This is a genomic window from Kitasatospora sp. NPDC127067, assembly GCF_042724755.1.
GTDB lineage: Bacteria > Actinomycetota > Actinomycetes > Streptomycetales > Streptomycetaceae > Kitasatospora > Kitasatospora lactacystinica.
In genome coordinates this window covers 1-19,104 of record NZ_JBHXEM010000081.1, presented here as the reverse complement: position 1 = coordinate 19,104, position 19,104 = coordinate 1, and the positions used below count along the sequence as shown (strand labels likewise).

Below are 19,104 nucleotides of genomic sequence, written 5' to 3'. Positions count from 1 at the left end.
CCCTACGTCACACACCCACAACATTTAGCGCAGCCGGGGGGGGTCCCCCCCGGGCCGGGGGGGGGGGGCGGGGCCCCCACGCCTTCCGTCGTGGTCGGGTTTGCAAGGAAGAGAGAACGATGGCTGCGCAGTCGGAACGGGTGCAGACACAGTCCCCGGAACCAACGAATTCCGTGGTGGCGTCGACAGACAAGTCCACCACCCCCGGTGCCGAGCGCACCCCGAGGAGGAGCGGCAGACCGTCGGACGGGCCCAGTGCGGCCTCCAGGTTCGCCCCCTACCTACTGCTGCTGCCGGCCATCGCGGCGACCCTCGTCCTGCTGGTCTGGCCGCTGATCGAGACGGTGGTCGTCTCGGCCCAGAACCTCAACAGGCGGCAGTTCATCCAGCACCTGACCGAGTGGACGGGCTTCTCCAACTACACCGATCAGCTGGGTAGTTCGGAGTTCTGGTCGATCACCCTGCGCACGGTGGTCTTCACGCTGGTCAACGTCGTGCTGATCATGGTGTTCGGCACGCTGGTCGGCCTGCTGCTCAACACCCTCGGCAAGCGGATGCGGCTGCTGCTCTCGGTCGGCCTGCTGCTGGCCTGGGCGATGCCGGTGGTCGCCGCGACCACCGTCTACACCTGGCTCTTCGACCAGAACTTCGGTGTCGTCAACTGGTTCCTGGACAAGCTGGGCTGGCACGCCATGGCCCACTTCAACTGGACCAGCGGCCAGTACTCCACCTTCTTCGTGATCATCCTGCTGATCGTGTGGCAGTCGGTCCCGTTCGTGGCGTTCAACATGTACGCGGGCCTGACCACGATCCCCAAGGAGCTCTACGAGGCCGCCCGGATGGACGGCGCCGGCTCGGGCAAGATCTGGACCTCGGTGATCTACCCGATCATGAAGCCCTTCCTCCTGGCCACGACCTTCCTGGAGGTCATCTGGGTGTTCAAGGCCTTCACCCAGGTCTACCTGATCAACAAGGGCGGACCGAACGGCCTGACCCGCACCCTGCCGGTGCACGCCTTCCTCGAAGGCATCGGGTCGCAGCACTTCGGTGTCGGCTCCGCGATCGCGGTGCTCACCATCGTGATGCTGGGCGCGCTGATGGCCTACTACTTCCGCATCATTCTCAAGCAGGAGGACGAGCTGTGAGGCGCTCGCTCATCGGACGCACCTGGCCGAACCTGATCGCGGTCGTCCTCTTCGTCTTCTTCATCTTCCCCGTCTACTGGATGTTCTCGACCGCGTTCAAGCAGAACAAGGACATCGTCAGCCGGGACCCCGTCTTCCTGCCGCTGAACGGCACGTTCGAGCACTTCGACCGGGCCGTGCACGTCCCGAACTTTTGGACGTACGTCAGCAACAGCCTGATCGTCACCGTCGGCGCGGTGCTCGGCTCGCTGGTGATCGCCACCCTGGCCGCCTTCGCGATCGCCCGGATGCGCTTCCGCGGCCGCAAGGGCTTCGTCCTGGTCGTGATGGCCGCCCAGATGGCGCCCTGGGAGGTCATGATCATCGCGGCCTACCTGATCGTCCGCGACAACGAGATGCTCAACAGCCTGGTGCCGCTGACCGCCTTCTACCTGATGATGGTGCTGCCCTTCACGATCTGGACGCTGCGCGGCTTCATCGCCGCCGTGCCCAAGGAGCTGGAGGAGTCGGCCATGGTGGACGGCTGCACCCGCACCCAGGCCTTCGTGAAGGTGATCTTCCCGCTGCTCGCCCCCGGCCTGATGTCGACCTCGCTGTTCGGCTTCATCACCGCGTGGAACGAGTTCCCGCTGGTCAACATGTTGAACAAGAACGAGACGGCGCAGACCCTCCCGGTCTGGCTCTCCTCGTTCCAGACCGCGTTCGGCACCGACTGGGGCGCGACCATGGCCGCGTCCACCCTCTTCGCCGTGCCGATCCTGATCCTGTTCATCTTCCTGCAGCGCAAGGCGGTCAACGGACTGACCGACGGCGCAGTGAAGGGCTGAGTCAACGTGAGCATCCTCGTTCCCACCGTGCCGGACAGCGACCAGCTGCACCGTGACGCCCTGACCGTCCTCCAGCCCGGCTTCGTCGGCACCGAGCCGCCGGAGTGGCTGCGCCGCCACCTCGCCGCGGGCCTCGGCTCGGTCGCGCTGTTCGACCGCAACGTGGTCGACCTCGACCAGCTGTCCGCGCTCACCGGTGCGCTGCGCGCCGAGAACCCCGACCTGCTGATCGCGATCGACGAGGAGAGCGGCGACGTCACCCGGCTGGAGGCGGGCTCCGGCTCGTCCTGGCCCGGCAACCTCGCGCTCGGCGCGATCGACGACCCGGCGCTGACCCGGGACGTCGCCCGCGAGCTGGGCCGGGCGCTGGCCGCGGCCGGCGTCAACTACAACTGGGCGCCCACCGCGGACGTCAACTCCAACCCGCGCAACCCGGTCATCGGGGTCCGCTCCTTCGGCGCCGACCCCGAGCTGTGTGCCCGGCACACCGCCGCCTGGGTGGAGGGCCTGCAGTCGGCCGGCGTGGCCGCCTGCTCCAAGCACTTCCCCGGCCACGGCGACACCGCGGTGGACTCGCACCACGGGCTGCCCGTCATCGACGTCGACCTGGACGTGCTGCGGGCCCGTGACCTGATCCCGTTCCAGGCGGCGATCGCGGCCGGCACCAAGGCCGTGATGACCGCCCACATCATGATCCCGGCGCTGGACCCGAAGCTGCCCGCCACCCTGAGCCCGGCCGTGCTGCGCGACCTGCTGCGCGCGGCCCCGGCCGACGGCGGCCTCGGCTACCAGGGCCTGATCGTCAGCGACGCGATCGAGATGGGCGCCATCGCCGACACCTTCGGGATGGGCGAGGGCACCGTGCTGGCCCTGGCGGCCGGCGCGGACGCGATCTGCGTCGGCGGCGGGCTCGCCGACGAGGAGACCGTGCTGATGCTGCGCGACGCCATCGTGGCGGGCGTGCGCTCCGGCCGGCTCGCCGAGGAGCGGCTGGCGGACGCGGCCGCGCGGGTGCGGGCGCTGGGCAGCTGGGGCCGGATCGCGGCCCAGGGCGAGCGGGTCGAGCCGGACCTGGCGGTCGGTCTGCGGGCCGCGCGCCGGGCGCTCAGGGTGGTCCGGGCGCCGGGCCTGACCGTGCCGCCGGTGAGCGAGCGCCCGTACGTGGCCTCGTTCTCGGACGAGCCGAACATCGCCGTCGGCGACGTCACCCCGTGGGGTGTGGCGGGCATGCTGGCCGACCGCTTCCCCGGCACCCGCACCCGCGAGGTGTCGGCGGCCGACGCCGCGCCGGAGCTGCTGGACGCGCTGGTCGACGAGGTGCTGGCCGCCGCCGAGGGCCGCCGCCTGGTGCTGGTGGTCCGCGACGCGCACCGGCACGGGTGGATGGCCGCCGCGCTGGGCCGTCTGGTGGCGGCCCGGCCGGACGCCGCCGTGGTCGAGATGGGCCTGCCCCAGTCCGAGCCGGTCGGGGCGCTCCACATCGCCACCCACGGCGCCGCCCGGGTCTGCGGACTGGCGGCCGTGGAGGTCCTCACCGGGCAGCCGGGAGCGATCGGCTGAACCGTTCGACGAGACGTCACCGGCCGTGTCCGGTGGGCGTCGGCCCACGGGCCCGTCATGCGCATGTCGCATGGCGGGCCCGTTCCGTTTCCCCGGCGTTGACCTGCGGGTTCGCCGAGTGACCGTGTTCCCTCAAGTGGGCCTTAAATCCACCTTAAGGCCCACTTAGGGTGACGGAACGACAACTGGCGGCCACGCGGTACAACAGCTCTGCAACGGCCGTCCCAAGGAGGGCTTTTGGTCGTTGACACCACCTATGGTCTAGGCCAGAGTCCAGTCATCCGGTTCGAGATTCAACCTCGCCGGATGTGGTATCGGCCCACCCCGAAGCTCTTCGCCGCCCCCTGTCCGGACTCTCCGCCGCGGGCGCCAATCACGCTGCCGGCGGGCAAGACGGCTCTACAACCCTCGGAGGACGGCGTGAAGAAGCGTCAGCTCATCTCGACGCTCGGGACCATGGCACTGGCAGTCGGCCTGACGGCCTGTTCCTCGACCGCGAAGCCGGCGGGCGACAGCGGCGCGGGCGGCTCCGCGGACCCGAAGGCCGCCGGCGGCACCGTCACCGTCTGGCTGATGGACGACGCCCAGAAGAACTGGCCGGACCTGGTCCAGCGGGTCAACGACGAGTTCGCGGCGAGGTACCCGAACGTCAGCCTCAAGCTCGTGTACCAGGGCTGGGCCGACAAGGTGGGCAAGCTCGACAAGGCCATCGCCGACGGCAACGCCCCCGACGTGGTCGAGCTGGGCAACACCGAGACCATGAAGTACGTGCTCTCCGGCGCGCTGGCCCCGGTGGACCGCAGCACCTTCGACAACTCCGACAGCTGGATCAAGGCGCTCGCCAACACCTGCACCTACCAGGACAAGCTCTGGTGCGTGCCCTACTACGCCGGCTCCCGGGTCGCCATCTACAACTCCGCCGCCTTCCAGCAGGCCACCGGCAGCGCCGACTTCCCGAAGACCGAGGCGGACCTGCTGGCCGCGCTGGACAAGGTCGCGGACCGCAACAAGGCCGACAAGACCTACTCCCCGCTCTACCTGCCCGGCCCGTACTGGTACGCCGCGATGAGCTACGTGGCCGCGTACGGCGGCAGCATCGCCAAGTTCGACAGCTCCGGCAACTGGCACGGCACCCTGCACGACCCCAAGTCCCAGCAGGGCGTCAGCCACTTCGTCGACCTGGTGCGCAAGTACAACAAGGGCGACCTGACGGTGAACGAGCAGAACCAGTTCGAGTCGATGGCCCGCGGGCACGCCGCGTCCTTCTACGGCAACGGCTACGAGGCGGCCAGCGTCACCGCCCCGGTCACCGGCGACCCGAGCCTCAAGGACGCCGTCAAGGTGGCCACCATGCCCGGCCCCGACGGCAAGCCGCTGCCGACCTTCATCGGCGGCTCCGACCTCGCTGTCACCGCCAAGTCCCAGCAGGTGGCGCTGGCCACCGACTGGATCCGGATGTTCACCAGCACCAAGTCCGAGCAGGCGCTGGCCGACAAGGACATCCTGCCGAACAACCTGACCCAGCTGAACCCGCTGAAGAACAAGCCGACCACCGCCGCCGCGGCCAACGCCGTCCCGGACGCCTGGTTCACCCCGCTGGCCCCCGGCTGGGCCGCGGTCGAGAAGCAGAAGGTCATCCCGGACATGCTGACCGCGATCCTCAAGGGCAAGTCGGTGGACCAGGCCACCAAGGAGGCCGACGCCGCGATCGACCAGCTGATCAACAAGGCGTCCTGACCTTCCGTCGCGCCCGCGGCCACGCGCCCCTCCCGACCGTGCGGGCGCGTGCCGCGGGCGTGCGCCGCCAGGGCACGCCGGGTGCGCGCGGGCGTGCGGACGGAGGTGCCCGGCGGCAGGTGCGACCGTAGGATTGCCGCACGAAGGACCGCAGCGAGTGTGCGGACTCGCCGCCGTGGAGGTCCCCGCCGGGCAGCCGCCCGAGCGGGGTCGAACCGTCTCATCGGAGGCAGACCCAGATGTCCGACCCGCAGACTGTTCCCGTCCCCGGCCGGATCATGGCGGCGGAGATGGCCGAGCAGCCGGCCGTCCTCCGGCGCATCCTCGACGAGGGCGCCCCGAAGATCCGCGAGGTCGCCGCGCAGATCGCCGCCCGCAACCCGCGCTTCGTCCTGCTCACCGCGCGCGGCACGTCCGACAACGCCGCGCTGTACGCCAAGTACCTGATCGAGATCCTGCTCGGCAAGCCGGCCGGCCTGACCTCGATGTCCACCACCACCGCGTACGGCGCCAAGCCGGACCTCACCGACGTCCTGGTCGTCACCGTCAGCCAGTCCGGCGGCTCGCCCGACCTGGTGGCCTCCACCAAGGCGGCCCGCGAGGCCGGCGCCATCACGCTCGCGGTGACCAACAACGCCGCCTCGCCGCTGGCCGAGGTCTCCGAGTTCCACATCGACGTGCTGGCCGGCCCGGAGAAGGCGCTGCCGGCCACCAAGACCTACACCGCCGAACTGCTGGCGCTCTACCTGCTGGTCGAGGGCCTCGCGGAGGCATGGGGGTACTCCCGGCCGAGGGCCGGGGGAGGCTCGGCCGCCGAGGAGCTGCCGGGCCTGGCCGCCGGGGTGCTGGCCCGCAGGGCGGAGGTGAAGGCGCTGGCCGAGCGCTACCGCTTCGCCCAGCGCCTGGTCATCACCTCGCGCGGCTACGGCTACCCGACCGCCCGCGAGGCGGCGCTCAAGCTGATGGAGACCACCTACATCCCGGCCACCCCGTTCTCCGGAGCCGACCTGCTGCACGGCCCGCTGGCCATGGTGGACAACGTCTCGCCGGTCATCGCGATCGTCCCGGACGGCAAGGGCGGCGAGGCCCTTCAGCCGGTGCTGGACCGGCTGCGCGGGCGCGGCGCGGACCTGATGGTGGTCGGCCAGCAGGCGCAGGTGGAGGCCGCCTCGGCGGGCTTCGCGCTGCCGGCCGGCGTGCCGGAGGAGGTGCAGCCGATCCTGGAGATCCTGCCGCTGCAGCTGCTGGCCTACGAGATCACCATCGCCCGCGGCCAGGACCCGGACGCCCCGCGCGCCCTGGCGAAGGTCACCGAGACCAGGTAGGTCCCCCGCGGACGCGATCCGGCCCCGGTCCACAGGCTGTGGACCGGGGCCGGATCGTTGAGCGGCCGGACGTGGTTCAGGGGGGCCGAAAACACTACGGGCCACGGCGCCGACACGGGACCCTCAACCCATGCGGCACCGCAGCCCGGAGCTGTCGTCGGGCACCGGATCCGGTCGAGAACTGTGCGGGGTCCTCGATCGTCGGCGTCCGACCGAGGAGGGGCCGCGCGCGGTCAGGGCAGTTGCGCGGGGGCCTCTCCTTGGTGCTCTTTCATTGTGGACTAGACCAATCTCGGTTGTCCAGGCCTCTCGGAAAATTGGTCTAAACAACTCCGGAGGGTGCACGGGAGGGTGCGCAGGAGGGTGCACGGCAGGGCGCGCGACAGGGCGTGCTGAAGGGCGTGCGGCAGGGCCCCGCGGGGCCCTGCCCACCGGTCCGCCGCGCCCCGCCCGGACCGGCGGCGCTACCCTCGCCATGTGCCCTCGCTGAACGAACTCGTCCGCCGCCACACCACCCTCACCGGGGCCGATGTGGAATGGCTCCACCACCTGGTCTCGGAGTGGCAGCTGCTCTCCGACCTCTCCTTCGCCGACCTGGTGCTGTGGATCCCCACCTGGGACGGCATCCGCTACGTCTCGGTGGCGCAGATGCGGCCCAACACCGGGCCCACCTCCTACCAGGACGACATGGTCGGCCACCTCGTCCCGCGCGGCCGCCGTCCGCTGCTGGACGCCGCCTTCGACGAGGGCCGGATCGTGCGCGAGGGCGACCCGGAGTGGCGCGAGGAGGTCCCGGTCCGGGTCGAGTCGATCCCGGTCCGGCGCGAGGGCAAGGTGCTGGGCGTGATCGCGCGCAACACCAACCTGCTGACCGTGCGGACCCCGAGCCGGCTGGAGCTCACCTACCTCCAGAGCGCCTCCGACCTGGCCCAGATGATCGCGGCCGGCTCCTTCCCCTACCCCAACGTCGAGCAGGCCGACATGGACGCCGCGCCCCGGGTCGGCGACGGCCTGATCCGGCTGGACGCGGACGGCGTCGTCACCTACGCCAGCCCCAACGCCCTCTCCGCCTACCACCGCCTCGGCCTCACCACCGACCTGGTCGGCAGCCACCTCGGCCGGGCCACCGCCGATCTCGCCCCGCCGTCCCGCTCGGCCGTCCACGAGGCGCTGGTGAAGCTGGCGAGCGGCTGGGCGCCCCGGCAGACCGAGGTGGAGGCGCAGGGGGGAGTGGTGACCCTGCGGGCGATCCCGCTCAAGCCCAAGGGCACCCTGACCGGTTCGCTGGTGCTCTGCCGGGACGTCACCGAGCTGCGCCGCCGCGACCGCGAGCTGATGACCAAGGACGCCACCATCCGGGAGATCCACCACCGGGTGAAGAACAACCTCCAGACCGTCGCGGCCCTGCTGCGGCTGCAGTCCCGCCGGATGGAGTCGGAGTCCGGCCGGGCCGCACTGGACGAGGCGGTGCGCCGGGTCGGCTCGATCGCGATCGTGCACGAGACGCTCTCCCAGGCGCTGGACGAGAAGGTGGCCTTCGACGAGATCGCCGACCGGGTGCTGGCGATGGTGATGGAGCTGTCCCAGGACGGCCGGGTGGCGACCCGGCGCACCGGCAGCTTCGGCATCCTGTCCGCCGAGGTGGCCACCCCGCTGTCGATGGTGCTGACCGAGCTGCTCCAGAACGCCCTTGAACACGCGTTCGGACCGACCGCCTCCGGGAACCTGGAGGTCAGTGCCCTGCGCGGGCGGGCGCCGGCGACCGGCGCGGGCTGGTCGGAGAGCTGGAACGGCGGCGCCCGGCCGGAGGAGTACCTGCTGATCACGGTGCAGGACGACGGCCGCGGCATGCCGGAGGGCTTCGACCCGAAGACGGCGGGCAACCTCGGGCTGCAGATCGTCCGGACGCTGGCCACCGGTGAGCTGGGCGGCACCTTCGACATGGTGGCCGGCCCGGACGGCGGGACCAAGGTGATCCTGGAGATCCCGGTCCGCTGAGGCCCGGTGCGCCAGGCCCGGTCCGGCGGGATCCCGCCGGGAATCCGTGGCGCGAAGGCGTACGGACACGCGCGAAGGTGTGTGGCGGGGGCGCGTGCTCGGATCAAGCGCCGGGTCCGCGCTCCGCGCTCCGGAGTGCGGAACCAGGGCGTGGGGCCGGACGCGCAACCGGGACGCCGAGCCGGGGCGCCCGACCGGAGCGCCGAGCCGGGGCGCGCGACCGGCGTGCCCGACCGGGGTGCGGAAACAGAAACGAGGCCCTGTCGACCGGGGGGGGTGGGTCGACAGGGCCTCTCAACCCGTTCCGGCCGTCGGGGGGAGTCGGCCGGAGCGGGGGCTCTGGGTGGTGCGACACCTCGCCGGTGCGTTGCACACGGTGAGCGCCACAGCTCCACGATATTGCTCTCAGTGAACAGTATCAAGTGTCTGGGCGGGTCCGGTGTCGCGGGACCCGGCAGGGCAAGGTCCTTTGTGCGGAAGGCTTCACCAGGAGGTGCAGGGAAGCCTTTGATCATGTGTCGATCGGTACTGCGGTCACTGCTGGTGCTACGGCGTGTGATCGCTGGGCGATCAGGCGGTGCGGGCCCGGTTGCGGGCGGCGCGGCGCTTCATCGCGCGACGCTCGTCCTCGCTCATGCCGCCCCAGACGCCGGCGTCCTGGCCGGTCTCGAGCGCCCACTGGAGGCACTGCTCCATCACCGGACAGCGGCGGCACACGGCCTTGGCTTCCTCGATCTGCAGCAGAGCAGGACCGGTGTTCCCGATCGGGAAGAACAGCTCCGGGTCCTCTTCGCGGCAGACAGCGCGGTGGCGCCAGTCCATGGTCGTCCAACTCCTCCTGCCGCGGGGGGTGGCCCGATCGGCACAATCGAATGGCTTGTGAATGTGAACGCTTTCACGAATCCCGCAACAGCAAAAGAGACCAAAGGCCCGTCGGGCCCGGGTGGTCTGTGCTGGGGGGATTCGGCGATTCGAGGGACACCCCGCGGTCGGCGCTCCTGTGGTTCCGGAGTTGCCGTCGCTGCGATGTGTCCCGATCGCCATGTAGAGGTTCGCAAACCTCAGGCTCGGATACAACCCCCTTCGGGGAGGAATTTTGGATTCTTCGGTGTCGCCTAGCTCACAGCCAGTACTTCTATGGAGTGAAGGGGGCTTGTGCGTTCGAGAAGAAGGAGGAACCCCCCTTCCAGTCACACAATCACACGCAGTGCCCGCCGTACGCCTGTGAAACTGACGCGACTCCTGTCTCCAAGATGGTCCCCGTCGACCTGGAACGGCGCCGGTTCCTCCGAAACCAAGGTGAAGTGTCTGACGTCGTGATAGGAGACGACGTGCTTCCCGGAAGGGCCCATCGGAGGGGCGCCGTCACCCGAAGGCGCGTACGACCGCAGGATCTGACGGACCGTTCGAGCCGTGCCGAACGCCGTCATCCGGGTGATGCCGAAGACGTCCAGATCCGTGTCGAAGGAGGCGAGCGGTGAGGGGTAGACCGGCCGGTTGCCGAGGAAGGTCCAGGGCGAGGTGTTGCTGACTATCGACAGCACCAGGCCCGGAACCCGCTCGCGGCCCGGCATTTCCAGGGAGATCGGGCCGGAGCGGCGCTGCTCACGCTGGGTGAAGTAGTGCCGCAGGGCCTGGCCGACGTACAGGGCGTGGGTGGACTTGCGCCCGGCCCGGCGCTGCTCCTCGACCCGGCCGACCACGCCGGCGTCGAAGCCGAGGCCGGCGGTGAAGGTGAACCAGCGGTCCGGCAGACCGTCGGTCATCGCCTTGCCCAGCCCGATCGGCCGCTCCCGGCCGTGCTCCAGCGCGTCCAGCAGGGCGCCGGTCGCCTCGACCGGGTCGTTGGGCAGGCCCAGCGCGCGGGCGAACACATTGGTCGAACCGCCCGGCACCACGGCCAGTCGCGGGACCTTCTCGCCCGGGCCGTGCGCCAGCAGCCCGTTCACCACCTCGTTGACGGTGCCGTCCCCGCCCAGCGCCACCACCAGGTCGACCGTGCCGTCCTCCGCCGCCCCGCGGGCCAGGTCGCGCGCGTGGCCCCGGTACTGGGTCTCGGCGACCTCCAGCTTGAGATCGCTGCGCAGGGCGTGGATCAGGACGTCCCTGGTCCGGCCACTGGTGGTGGTGGCCTTGTGGTTCACGACCAGGAGAGCGCGCATGGGGAAAGCCTACGGGTCGGTACGGACCGACCGGCGGCTACCCTGCTGGAGTGACCGCAGAAACCTCCGCACCCGCACCCACGGCCGGCGCCGGCCGACCGGCCTCCCTGACCCTGGGCGCCGCCATCACGGCCCTGGAGGGCATCGCGCTGGCCGTCGTCGGCGTCCTGGACATGGTGGCCGCACTGTCCGGCCAGGCCAAGCAACTGGCCCTCAACGAGTTCGGCGGAGCGGTCATCGTGCTGCTCGGCGTGCTGCCGGTGCTGGCCGCCCTCGCACTGCTCAAGGAGCGCCGCTGGGGCCGCAGCCCGGCGGTGCTGACCAACTCGATCTGCCTGCCGGTCGCCTACTACATGTTCGAGAGCGGCGGCACGGCGATCGCGTTCGGCGTGCTGATCGGCGTGCTCGGCCTGGTGGGCATCGGCTGCCTGCTGAACCCGAAGTCGACGGCGGCCCTGTACGCCCCGTCCGAGAACTAGGGGCGCACAGGGCCGGGGTCGCAGGGCAGGGGATCGGACGGCCGCCGAGCCGGAGCTGAGCGGCCGTCAGTCCTACTCCTCCACCAGGAGCTTCTCCCGCAGCTGGGCCAAGGTCCGGGCGAGCAGCCGGGACACGTGCATCTGGGAGATCCCCACCTCGGCGGCGATCTGCGACTGGGTCATGTTCCGGAAGAACCGCAGCACCAGGATCTTCTGCTCCCGGGGCGGCAGTTGGGCCAGCAGCGGCTTGAGCGACTCGCGGTACTCGACGCCCTCCAGCGCCTCGTCGGTCGCGCCCAGGGTGTCCGCGACGGCCGGCGACTCGTCGTCGCTGTCCGGCACGTCCAGCGAGAGCGTGGAGTACGCGTTGGCGGACTCCAGGCCCTCCAGGACGTCCTCCTCCGAGATCCCCAGGTGCTCGGCCAGCTCGTGCACCGTGGGGGAGCGGCCGTGCCGCTGGGAGAGCTCGCTGGTCGCCGTGGTGAGCGACAGCCGCAGCTCCTGGAGGCGGCGCGGGACCCGCACCGCCCAGCCCTTGTCGCGGAAGTGCCGCTTGATCTCCCCGACGATGGTCGGCGTCGCGTAGGTGGAGAACTCGACCCCGCGCTCGTGGTCGAAGCGGTCCACGGACTTGATCAGGCCGATGGTGGCGACCTGGGTCAGGTCGTCCAGCGGCTCGCCCCGGTTGCGGAAGCGCCGGGCCAGGTGCTCGACCAGCGGGATGTGCATCCGCACCAGCTGGTTGCGCAGCTCGACGCGCTCCGGGGAGCCCTCGGGCAGTGCGGACAGCCGGACGAACAGCGCGCGGGCGGCCTCCCGGTCCGGGGCGCCGGTGCGGTGCGAGCCCTGGGCGGGCACGGCGCTGTGCGGCTCGGCCTCGGCCGCCGGGCCCGTCTCGACCGCCGGGTCCGTCTCGACCGTCGGGTCCGGCGGGGGCACGGAGGCAGGCGTCGGCTCGGACGTCGGCTCGGTGGGGTGGCTCATCCGCTGGGCGTCCTTCGGGTGCGCTTCGTCGTTGGCGGCGAGGCCGGGAACGCTCGCCTGGGTCGGTACGGCAGGTCCCGCCGTCGCGAGGCCGGTACGGTCCAGATCACTCACGGCCATTCCCCCGTTCCGTTCCGGGAGCACCGGGGCCGGTGGCCCCGGAATCGTCTCGTTGGTCGTACCGCGTGGGTGGCGGTACCGGGAGCCGTCCGTCGGAACCCCGGTCGGGGGAGCGGCGGACGGCCCTTGCGCGGGTGGTGCTCGGTGCTGCTCGGTCGTGCGGTTCGGTCCGGCGCCCGGCTAGTGGGCGGGGGACCCGCCGCGCTTCTTGTTCAGGCTGATCGACACGGTCTTGTCCGCGCCGACCGAGGAGTCGACCTCGCCGGCCAGGGCGGAGAGCACCGTCCAGGCGAAGGTGTCCCGCTCGGGGGCCTTGCCGTCGGTGGTCGGGGCCGAGACGGTGACCTTCAACGAGTCGCCGACCAGCCGGAACTCGCAGGACAGTACGGACCCGGGCACCGCCTGCTGGAGCAGGATGGCGCAGGCCTCGTCGACCGCGATCCGCAGATCCTCGATCTCGTCGAGCGTGAAGTCCAGCCGGGCCGCCAACCCGGCCGTCGCTGTTCGCAGGACGGAGAGGTAGGCCCCCGCTGCGGGCAGCCGGACCTCCACGAAGTCCTGAACACCGAGATCGCCGTCGATCTGGGACACCCTTGCCTCCTGGGTGGCGCGCTGTGCTTTCTTGGTACCCCGCTTGTTACCGCTTGCTACCCCCGTAGGGGGCCCGGCGTCACGCATCCACCATCGCTCTGCCTTCCGCACCCCGGTTCGGGAGTTACTCATGGTAAGGCATTGCGACGCAGGGTGGCAGACCCTTTCGCCGGTCTCCGGACGGCCGTTCAGCGCCGCCCGGCTTCGGCCAGGGCCTCGCCGGTGAGCCGGTAGACCGTCCACTCGTCCATCGGCACCGCGCCGATCGCCTTGTAGAAGTCGATCGAGGGCTGGTTCCAGTCCAGGACCGACCACTCGACCCGGGAGTAGCCGCGCTCGACGGCGATCCGGGCGAGCTCCAGCAGCAGCGCCTTGCCGTGGCCGCCGCCGCGCGCCTGCGGACGGACGTACAGGTCCTCCAGGTAGATCCCGTGGGTGCCGCGCCAGGTCGAGAAGTTGCGGAACCACACCGCGAAGCCGACCGGCTCACCGGTGGCGTCGTCCTCGGCGATCAGCCCGAACAGGGCCGGGTTCTCGCCGAACAGGGCGTCGTGCAGCTGCTCCTCGGTGGCCTTCGCCTCGTGCAGGGCCTGCTCGTAGTCCGCGAGTTCGCGGATCATGGCGTGGATGACGGGAACGTCGGTGGCGACGGCGGTGCGGATCATGCCTGTGAGCCTACTGCTCGGGACCCGTCTCGTCCCAGGCCTGGACGGAGGTCTGGTCGACGATCCGGCCGTCCCGCAGCACGGCCATCGAGGACATCAGCACCCGGACGCCGTCGGGGTACCGGCAGGACTCCAGGAAGGCGGCGTGGTCGCCCTGGACCACCACCTGTTCCAGCTTGTGGGTCATCTCGCGGCCGTAGACGTCGTCCAGCATGGCGCCGATCTCCTCCCGGCCGTGCATCACCAGGGGGTGGCTGGGCTGGGTCTTGCGATCGACCATGCGCAGTTCGGCGTCCTGCGCGTAGAGCGCCAGGAGGGTTTCGGCGTCGCAGCGCTCGATGCCCTCGCGCAGGGCGCGGGTGTCGAAGGCGCCGGGGGCCGCCATCGTGGTCATGATCTCGCTCCTCCGGTCGGGTTCCGTCGGCTCGTACCTTGAGCGTACGCCCGCGGCCACCGCCCCGGAGGAGCGGACCGGGGGCCGTCAGCGGGCCGGCACGGTGCGCAGGTACTCGGCCAGCGCGCCGACCGCGGCCGGGTTGCGCGGGCTCTCCACCAGGTCGACGTAGTCCATGACGAAGATCCGGTCGTTCCTGACCGCGGAGACGTTGGCCAGCGGCGGGAAGGACTTCAGGAACTTCCGCTTCTCCTCGGCCCCGGGCGTCGCGTAGTCGTTGATCACGATCACCTCCGGGTCGCGCTGCACCACGCCCTCCCAGCCGGCCGTGACCCAGGTGTCGGCGAGGTCGCCCATGATGTTGCTCCCGCCGGCCTTGGCGATGATCTCGTTGGCGGCGGCGAACTTCCCGGCGGTGTACGGCTTGTCCTGCCCGCTGTCGTACAGGAAGACGGACGGGCGGCGCTCGGGCTGCGGGACGGCGGCGATCTGCGCCTTGAAGTCCGCGATCAGCCGGTCGGAGCGGTCCTTGACGTCGAAGATCTCGCCGAGGTTGGCCAGGTCGGTGTAGAGGGCCTCCAGCGGGTCCATCACGCCGCGCTCGGTGCCCTTGCCGCTGCGGCAGGACTCGCTGAGCACGTACGAGTCGACGCCGAGCGCCTTGAAGGCCTGCGGGGTGACGCCGGCGCCCTCGTCGAAGCCGTAGTGCCAGCCGGCGAGGACCAGGTCGGCCCGGGCGTCCAGGGCGATCTCCTTGGTGAGCACCTTCTTGGAGAGCCAGGTGGTCTGCTGGTAGCCGTCCTTCCAGGCCACCTTGTCGATCCGGCCCTTGTCGTCGGGCATCACGTAGCCGGCCATCCGGTCGGCGAGGCCGAGGGAGAGCATCAGCTCGGTGATGTTGACGTCGTTGGTCACCACCCGGGCGGGCTTCTGCGCGAAGGTGAGCTTCTGCCCGCAGTTGTCCACCGTCACCGGGTAGTGGGCGGAGGCGGTGGCGGCCTCCTTCGGGGCGATCTCGGCGCCGCAGGCGGTGAGTCCGAGGACGAGCAGGGCGGCGGTGGCAACGGCCTTGGTGCGCAAGGTGGTTCCTCTGGGCAGGCGGGACGGGTCAGGAGGAGGGGGCGAGCCGGTCGAACAGCAGCTGGAGGGCGCCGGTCTCCGGGTGCCGCACCGGGGTGGCGCGGACGCCGAACACCTCGGCCAGCAGGGCGGGGCGGAGCACCTCGTGGGGCGGGCCGGAGGCGACGATCCGCCCGGCCCGCAGCACGTAGACCAGGTCGCAGTGGCCGGCCGCCAGGTTGAGGTCGTGCAGCGCGGTGAGCACCGTCGGGCCGGCCTCGCGGGCGAGCGCCAGCACCTCCAACTGGTGGGCGATGTCGAGGTGGTTGGTGGGTTCGTCCAGCACCAGCAGGCGCGGTTCCTGGACCAGCGCGCGGGCGAACAGCACCCGCTGCTTCTCGCCCCCGGACAGGCTCAGGAAGCCGCGCTCGGCGAGGTGCCCGGCCCGGACCTTGCGCAGCGCCCCGGCGCAGCGCTCCGCGTCCCCGTCGGCCGGGGAGCCGAAGCCGCGGCGGTGCGGCAGCCGGCCCATGGCGACCACCTCGGCGACGGTGAAGTCGAACTCGGCGGAGTGCTCCTGGGTCAGCGCGGCCACCCGGCGGGCCGTGTCGCGGGCGCTCAGGGCGTGCAGGTCGTCGCCGGCCAGCCGGACCACGCCGCCGGCCGGCTTCAGCACCCGGTAGACGCAGCGCAGCAGGGTCGACTTGCCGCTGCCGTTCGGGCCGACCAGCCCGACCACCTGCCCGGCGGCGGCCGCCAGATTCACCTCGTGGACCAGCCGGGTGCCGGCCAGCTCGACCGAGACGGCGTCGACGGCGAGGTCCTGGGCCCGCGCCGGGACGGGCGCGGCCGGGTCGGTCGGGCCGGTCGCCGTGGTCACGTCGGTCACCGGGTTCCTCCGAGGGCCTGGCCGCGGCGGCGCATCATCAGCAGGAAGGCGGGCACGCCGAGCACCGCGGTGAACACCCCGACCGGCAGTTCGGCGGGTGCCAGCAGGGTGCGCGAGGCGATGTCCACCCAGACCAGCAGCAGTGCCCCGGCGAGCGGCGCGATCACCAGCACCCGGCGGTGCCCGGCGCCGACCAGCATCCGCGCCAGGTGCGGCATCAGCAGCCCGACGAAGCCGATCGCCCCGCTGACCGCGACCACGGTGCCGGTGACGGCGGCGGTCACCACGAACAGCTCGCGGCGCAGCCGGTCCGGGTCCACGCCGAGCGAGGCGGAGGTCTCGTCGCCCATGGCGAGCGCGTCCAGCCGCCCGGCGGCGCAGGCCAGGTACGCGAGGCTGGCCACCACCGTGACGGCGGCGATCGGCACCTTGCCCCAGGTGGCGCCGCCGAGGCTGCCAAGCAGCCACATCATGGCGTCCCGGGCGGCCTCGCCGCGGTCGGCGGCGAAGACCATCAGGGTGGTGGCGGCGGAGAAGCCGTAGGACAGCGCGGTGCCGGTGAGCACCAGGCGCAGCGGGGTGAGCCCGTACGCGGTGCGGGCGGCGAGGTAGACGAGCGTCATGGCGGCCAGCGCGGAGCCGAAGGCGGAGGCGGAGATCGCCCACACCCCGAGCGAGGCGAAGGCGCCGAAGAGCAGGACGGCGTTGGCGCCGACGGCCGCGCCGGAGGAGATGCCGAGCACGAAGGGGTCGGCCAGCGCGTTGCGCACCAGGGCCTGGACGGCGACCCCGCAGGCGGCGAGTCCGGCGCCGACGACGGCGGCCAGCACGGTGCGCGGCAGCCGGATCTCCCAGACGATCGCGTACGCGGCCGCCTCGCCCGCGTCCAGCCGTCCGCCCGTCAGCCCGGCGCCCAGCAGTCGCAGCACCCGGGGCAGGCCGAGTCCGGAGGAGCCGAGGGCGACCCCGCAGAGCAGTGACAGCAGCAGGGCGGCGACGAGGCCGGCGGCGAGCGGGACGACGGGTATTCGACGGGTGGGCGGGCCGACTGCACGGTCCACGACTGCACGGTCCACGGGTGCGCCTTGCCTCGGGCCGCGGGTGCGCCGGGGCGGGCGCCGGCCGAAGGCGTGCCGGGGCGCCGTTCCCCTCGCAGTCCGCGGCGAGTTGTCGGGAGTTCAGCGGCCGGGGGCGATCGGGCTGGCGCGGGCCGTACGGGCTGGTACGGGCCGTGCTCACCGTTGCGGGTCAGCGCCGGATTCACACCGGACTTCCCCCTCGGACGCCCTGGCAGCATAACAGCCACTCAGGGCAGGCAACCCTTACCGGCCCGGGGCGGGCCGGGAACGCGCGACCGCCCCCGTCCGGTGGTACGGACGGGGGCGGTCGGGTGGCGACGCGTCAGGCTCAGGCCTGCTTGGTCTCCCAGAAGATCTTGTCGACCTCGGCGATCAGGTCCAGCAGGGCCTGGCCGGTGGCCGGGTCGGTGGACGCCTTGGCGGCCGAGGCGGCCTTCAGGGTGTCGTTGATCAGCTGGTGCAGCTGCGGGTACTTCTCGAAGTGCGGGGCCTTGAAGTAGTCGCTCCACAGCACCGAGATGTGGTGCTTGACGGCCTCGGCGCGCTGCTCCTTGATGATGATGGCGCGGGCGCGGAAGTGCGGGTCCTCGTTGGCCTGGTACTTCTCCTGGGTGGCCTTGACCGACTCGGCCTCCAGCTTGGCCTGTGCCGGGTCGTACACGCCGCAGGGCAGGTCGCAGTGGGCGTGGGCGGTGGCGCGAGGTGCAAACAGACGAGAGAACATGGGAGTCCTTCCTTAGATCGTCTTCCCGCGCCCGAGATTACCCTTCCGGCCTCGCCGTTTCGCGATCGGGCGGCGGGCCTAGGGCAAAAGACGGACCAGGAACCGGGGTAATCCGGACATCGGACCGGTGACGGTCCGTACGGCAGACTGGGGGCGGACGGAGCAGGAGGAGGAGTCGTGGCGCGGAGCACGCGACCGCAGGACGCCGGGGCCGGGGGGCCGGACCGGGGCGGCGCGCTGCCGTTCGGACTCGTCGACGTGGCGGGGCCGTCGATGGTCCCGACCCTGCGCGAGGGCGACCAGCTGCTGGTCCGCTACGGCGCGCCGATCCGGCCGGGCGCGGTGGTGGTCTTCCGGCACCCCTTCCAGCAGGACCTGCTGGTGGTGAAGCGGGCCGCCGAGCGCCGGGCCACGGGCTGGTGGCTGCTCTCCGACAACCGCCCGGTGGACAGCGACAGCCGCAGCTACGGCGCCGTGCCGGACGAGCTGGTGCTCGGCCGGGTGCTGCTGCGGCTGCGCCCGAGCCCGGTCTGGCTGGCGCCGGGGCGCCGGCTGGAGCGGCTGCTGCTCACCCCGCGGCTGGCCCGGGTGCCGGGCCTCGCCCGCCGGCTCGGTGCCTGGGCGGAGGACGTCTAGGACCCGCCCCGGGCCGCCGCCTCCGCCTCCTGGCGCTTGCGGGCCCGGTAGGCGGCCACGTTGGCGCGGGTCGCGCAGCGGTCCGAGCAGTAGCGGCGGGAGCGGTTGGTCGAGGTGTCCAGGTAGGCGTTGCGGCAGGGCGCGGCCTGGCAGATGCCGAGCCGGTCGGCGCCCAGCTCGGTCAGGTGGACGGCCAGGCCCATGCAGGCGACCGCGGTGAAGTGTGCGGTGGCGGTGGGGGAGTTGTCGGCCAGGTGCAGGTGCCAGCGCGGCCGTCCGGCGTCGTCCAGGTAGTCGTGCCCGGAGACCAGCGGGCTGACCGGGTACTCCATCAGCAGGCTGTTCAGCAGGTCGACGCCGCGGATCTCGTCCCCCTCCGCGGCGGCCTCGAAGACCCCGCGCAGCCGGGTCCGTACCGCCCGCAGCCGGGGCAGGTCGGACTCGTCGGCGAGCGCGGCGGCCCGCGCGGAGTCGGAGAACAGGCCGCGCACGGCCTCCACGGAGGTCAGCGTGTCGGTGCCGCGCTCGGGCTCCTCGGTGTTCACCAGCCGAACGGCGAGATCGGCGTAGGCGGCGAGCTCCACAGGGGTCCTTCCAGGTTCGGTAACGGGCTGACTGCCTCCAGCCTATTACCCGGGCGGAGCTCCGGCCTCTTTTCCCTGGCGGGAGGGCGTCGGGGGGGGCCGCCGGGGGGGGGGGGGGGGCGCCCGGGGAGGGGGCGCAGGGCCAA

The 19,104-nt window shown here is 71.7% G+C and carries 19 protein-coding genes and 1 riboswitch; of the genes, 8 read left to right on the top strand and 11 right to left on the bottom strand.

The window, feature by feature from the left end; genetic code table 11:
* Positions 1–119 precede the first annotated feature (119 nt).
* The 6 genes from ACFWJ4_RS27570 (at position 120) to ACFWJ4_RS27545 (ending at position 8,592) form a co-directional block, all read left to right on the top strand.
* Positions 120–1,145 carry a carbohydrate ABC transporter permease gene (locus tag ACFWJ4_RS27570; RefSeq protein WP_380548224.1) on the top strand — a complete coding sequence of 342 codons (1,026 nt, stop codon included), beginning with the start codon at positions 120–122 and terminating at the stop codon, positions 1,143–1,145.
* On the top strand, positions 1,142–1,972 hold the full coding sequence (locus ACFWJ4_RS27565) for a carbohydrate ABC transporter permease (RefSeq protein WP_380548221.1): 831 nt from the start codon (positions 1,142–1,144) through the stop codon (positions 1,970–1,972). Before ACFWJ4_RS27570 ends, ACFWJ4_RS27565 begins: the two co-directional genes overlap by 4 nt.
* A gap of 6 nt (positions 1,973–1,978) precedes the next feature.
* Positions 1,979–3,532 carry a glycoside hydrolase family 3 protein gene (locus tag ACFWJ4_RS27560; protein ID WP_359904540.1) on the top strand — a complete coding sequence of 518 codons (1,554 nt, stop codon included), beginning with the start codon at positions 1,979–1,981 and terminating at the stop codon, positions 3,530–3,532.
* 456 nt (positions 3,533–3,988) lie between these two features.
* A complete protein-coding gene (locus ACFWJ4_RS27555; protein WP_359904537.1) occupies positions 3,989–5,269 on the top strand; it encodes an extracellular solute-binding protein in 1,281 nt (426 codons plus the stop codon).
* Between the two features lie 239 nt (positions 5,270–5,508).
* Entirely contained in the window at positions 5,509–6,594 is a 1,086-nt protein-coding gene (locus ACFWJ4_RS27550) for an SIS domain-containing protein (RefSeq protein WP_380548218.1), read from the top strand.
* Between the two features lie 477 nt (positions 6,595–7,071).
* Positions 7,072–8,592: a sensor histidine kinase gene (locus ACFWJ4_RS27545; RefSeq protein WP_380548215.1), complete on the top strand. Its 1,521-nt coding sequence runs from the start codon at positions 7,072–7,074 to the stop codon at positions 8,590–8,592.
* A gap of 570 nt (positions 8,593–9,162) precedes the next feature.
* Here ACFWJ4_RS27545 and ACFWJ4_RS27540 read toward each other — a convergent pair.
* On the bottom strand, positions 9,163–9,414 hold the full coding sequence (locus tag ACFWJ4_RS27540) for a WhiB family transcriptional regulator (RefSeq protein ID WP_014138019.1): 252 nt from the start codon (positions 9,412–9,414) through the stop codon (positions 9,163–9,165).
* 368 nt (positions 9,415–9,782) lie between these two features.
* Entirely contained in the window at positions 9,783–10,754 is a 972-nt protein-coding gene (locus ACFWJ4_RS27535) for a diacylglycerol kinase family protein (protein WP_359904529.1), read from the bottom strand.
* 50 nt (positions 10,755–10,804) lie between these two features.
* Between ACFWJ4_RS27535 and ACFWJ4_RS27530 the strand changes: the two genes are divergently transcribed.
* Entirely contained in the window at positions 10,805–11,233 is a 429-nt protein-coding gene (locus ACFWJ4_RS27530) for a hypothetical protein (RefSeq protein WP_380548213.1), read from the top strand.
* Positions 11,234–11,305: 72 nt separating this feature from the next.
* On the opposite strand, the gene ACFWJ4_RS27525 is transcribed toward ACFWJ4_RS27530, so the two are convergent.
* From ACFWJ4_RS27525 to sodN, 8 genes are all read right to left on the bottom strand, one after another.
* Positions 11,306–12,331: a SigB/SigF/SigG family RNA polymerase sigma factor gene (locus tag ACFWJ4_RS27525; protein ID WP_380548210.1), complete on the bottom strand. Its 1,026-nt coding sequence runs from the start codon at positions 12,329–12,331 to the stop codon at positions 11,306–11,308.
* 186 nt (positions 12,332–12,517) lie between these two features.
* Positions 12,518–12,928 (bottom strand): anti-sigma regulatory factor, encoded by a 411-nt coding sequence (locus tag ACFWJ4_RS27520; protein ID WP_359904520.1) that lies wholly within the window; start codon positions 12,926–12,928, stop codon positions 12,518–12,520.
* A gap of 188 nt (positions 12,929–13,116) precedes the next feature.
* On the bottom strand, positions 13,117–13,593 hold the full coding sequence (locus ACFWJ4_RS27515) for a GNAT family N-acetyltransferase (protein WP_380548207.1): 477 nt from the start codon (positions 13,591–13,593) through the stop codon (positions 13,117–13,119).
* A gap of 10 nt (positions 13,594–13,603) precedes the next feature.
* Complete coding sequence (locus tag ACFWJ4_RS27510) at positions 13,604–13,987, bottom strand: nuclear transport factor 2 family protein (protein WP_380548204.1); 384 nt, start codon at positions 13,985–13,987, stop codon at positions 13,604–13,606.
* Positions 13,988–14,074: 87 nt separating this feature from the next.
* A complete protein-coding gene (locus ACFWJ4_RS27505; RefSeq protein ID WP_359904511.1) occupies positions 14,075–15,067 on the bottom strand; it encodes an ABC transporter substrate-binding protein in 993 nt (330 codons plus the stop codon).
* 28 nt (positions 15,068–15,095) lie between these two features.
* Positions 15,096–15,839, bottom strand: a complete 744-nt coding sequence (locus tag ACFWJ4_RS27500) for an ABC transporter ATP-binding protein (RefSeq protein WP_380548256.1) — start codon at positions 15,837–15,839, stop codon at positions 15,096–15,098.
* 92 nt (positions 15,840–15,931) lie between these two features.
* The gene (locus tag ACFWJ4_RS27495) at positions 15,932–16,996 is read right to left on the bottom strand and encodes a FecCD family ABC transporter permease (RefSeq protein WP_380548201.1); all 1,065 of its coding nucleotides are present in this window, start codon (positions 16,994–16,996) and stop codon (positions 15,932–15,934) included.
* A gap of 107 nt (positions 16,997–17,103) precedes the next feature.
* Positions 17,104–17,254: riboswitch (cobalamin riboswitch) on the bottom strand.
* Between the two features lie 88 nt (positions 17,255–17,342).
* Entirely contained in the window at positions 17,343–17,738 is a 396-nt protein-coding gene (sodN, locus tag ACFWJ4_RS27490) for a superoxide dismutase, Ni (protein ID WP_045699892.1), read from the bottom strand.
* A 273-nt stretch (positions 17,739–18,011) separates the two neighbouring features.
* On the opposite strand from sodN, the gene sodX reads away from it, so the two are divergent.
* Positions 18,012–18,374, top strand: a complete 363-nt coding sequence (gene sodX / locus ACFWJ4_RS27485) for a nickel-type superoxide dismutase maturation protease (protein WP_380548253.1) — start codon at positions 18,012–18,014, stop codon at positions 18,372–18,374.
* Here sodX and ACFWJ4_RS27480 read toward each other — a convergent pair.
* Positions 18,371–18,958 carry a CGNR zinc finger domain-containing protein gene (locus tag ACFWJ4_RS27480; protein ID WP_359904503.1) on the bottom strand — a complete coding sequence of 196 codons (588 nt, stop codon included), beginning with the start codon at positions 18,956–18,958 and terminating at the stop codon, positions 18,371–18,373. The two genes, sodX and ACFWJ4_RS27480, sit on opposite strands and share 4 nt — an antisense overlap.
* Positions 18,959–19,104: the final 146 nt, after the last annotated feature.

Coding starts and splice junctions, on each gene's coding strand:
- ACFWJ4_RS27570 (WP_380548224.1), top strand. CDS start 120: ATGGCTGCGCAGTCGGAACGGGTGCAGACACAGTCCCCGGAACCAACG.
- ACFWJ4_RS27555 (WP_359904537.1), top strand. CDS start 3,989: ATGGCACTGGCAGTCGGCCTGACGGCCTGTTCCTCGACCGCGAAGCCG.
- ACFWJ4_RS27550 (WP_380548218.1), top strand. CDS start 5,509: ATGTCCGACCCGCAGACTGTTCCCGTCCCCGGCCGGATCATGGCGGCG.
- ACFWJ4_RS27540 (WP_014138019.1), bottom strand. CDS start 9,414: ATGGACTGGCGCCACCGCGCTGTCTGCCGCGAAGAGGACCCGGAGCTG.
- ACFWJ4_RS27535 (WP_359904529.1), bottom strand. CDS start 10,754: ATGCGCGCTCTCCTGGTCGTGAACCACAAGGCCACCACCACCAGTGGC.
- ACFWJ4_RS27515 (WP_380548207.1), bottom strand. CDS start 13,593: ATGATCCGCACCGCCGTCGCCACCGACGTTCCCGTCATCCACGCCATG.
- ACFWJ4_RS27510 (WP_380548204.1), bottom strand. CDS start 13,987: ATGACCACGATGGCGGCCCCCGGCGCCTTCGACACCCGCGCCCTGCGC.
- sodN (WP_045699892.1), bottom strand. CDS start 17,738: ATGTTCTCTCGTCTGTTTGCACCTCGCGCCACCGCCCACGCCCACTGC.
- sodX (WP_380548253.1), top strand. CDS start 18,012: ATGGTCCCGACCCTGCGCGAGGGCGACCAGCTGCTGGTCCGCTACGGC.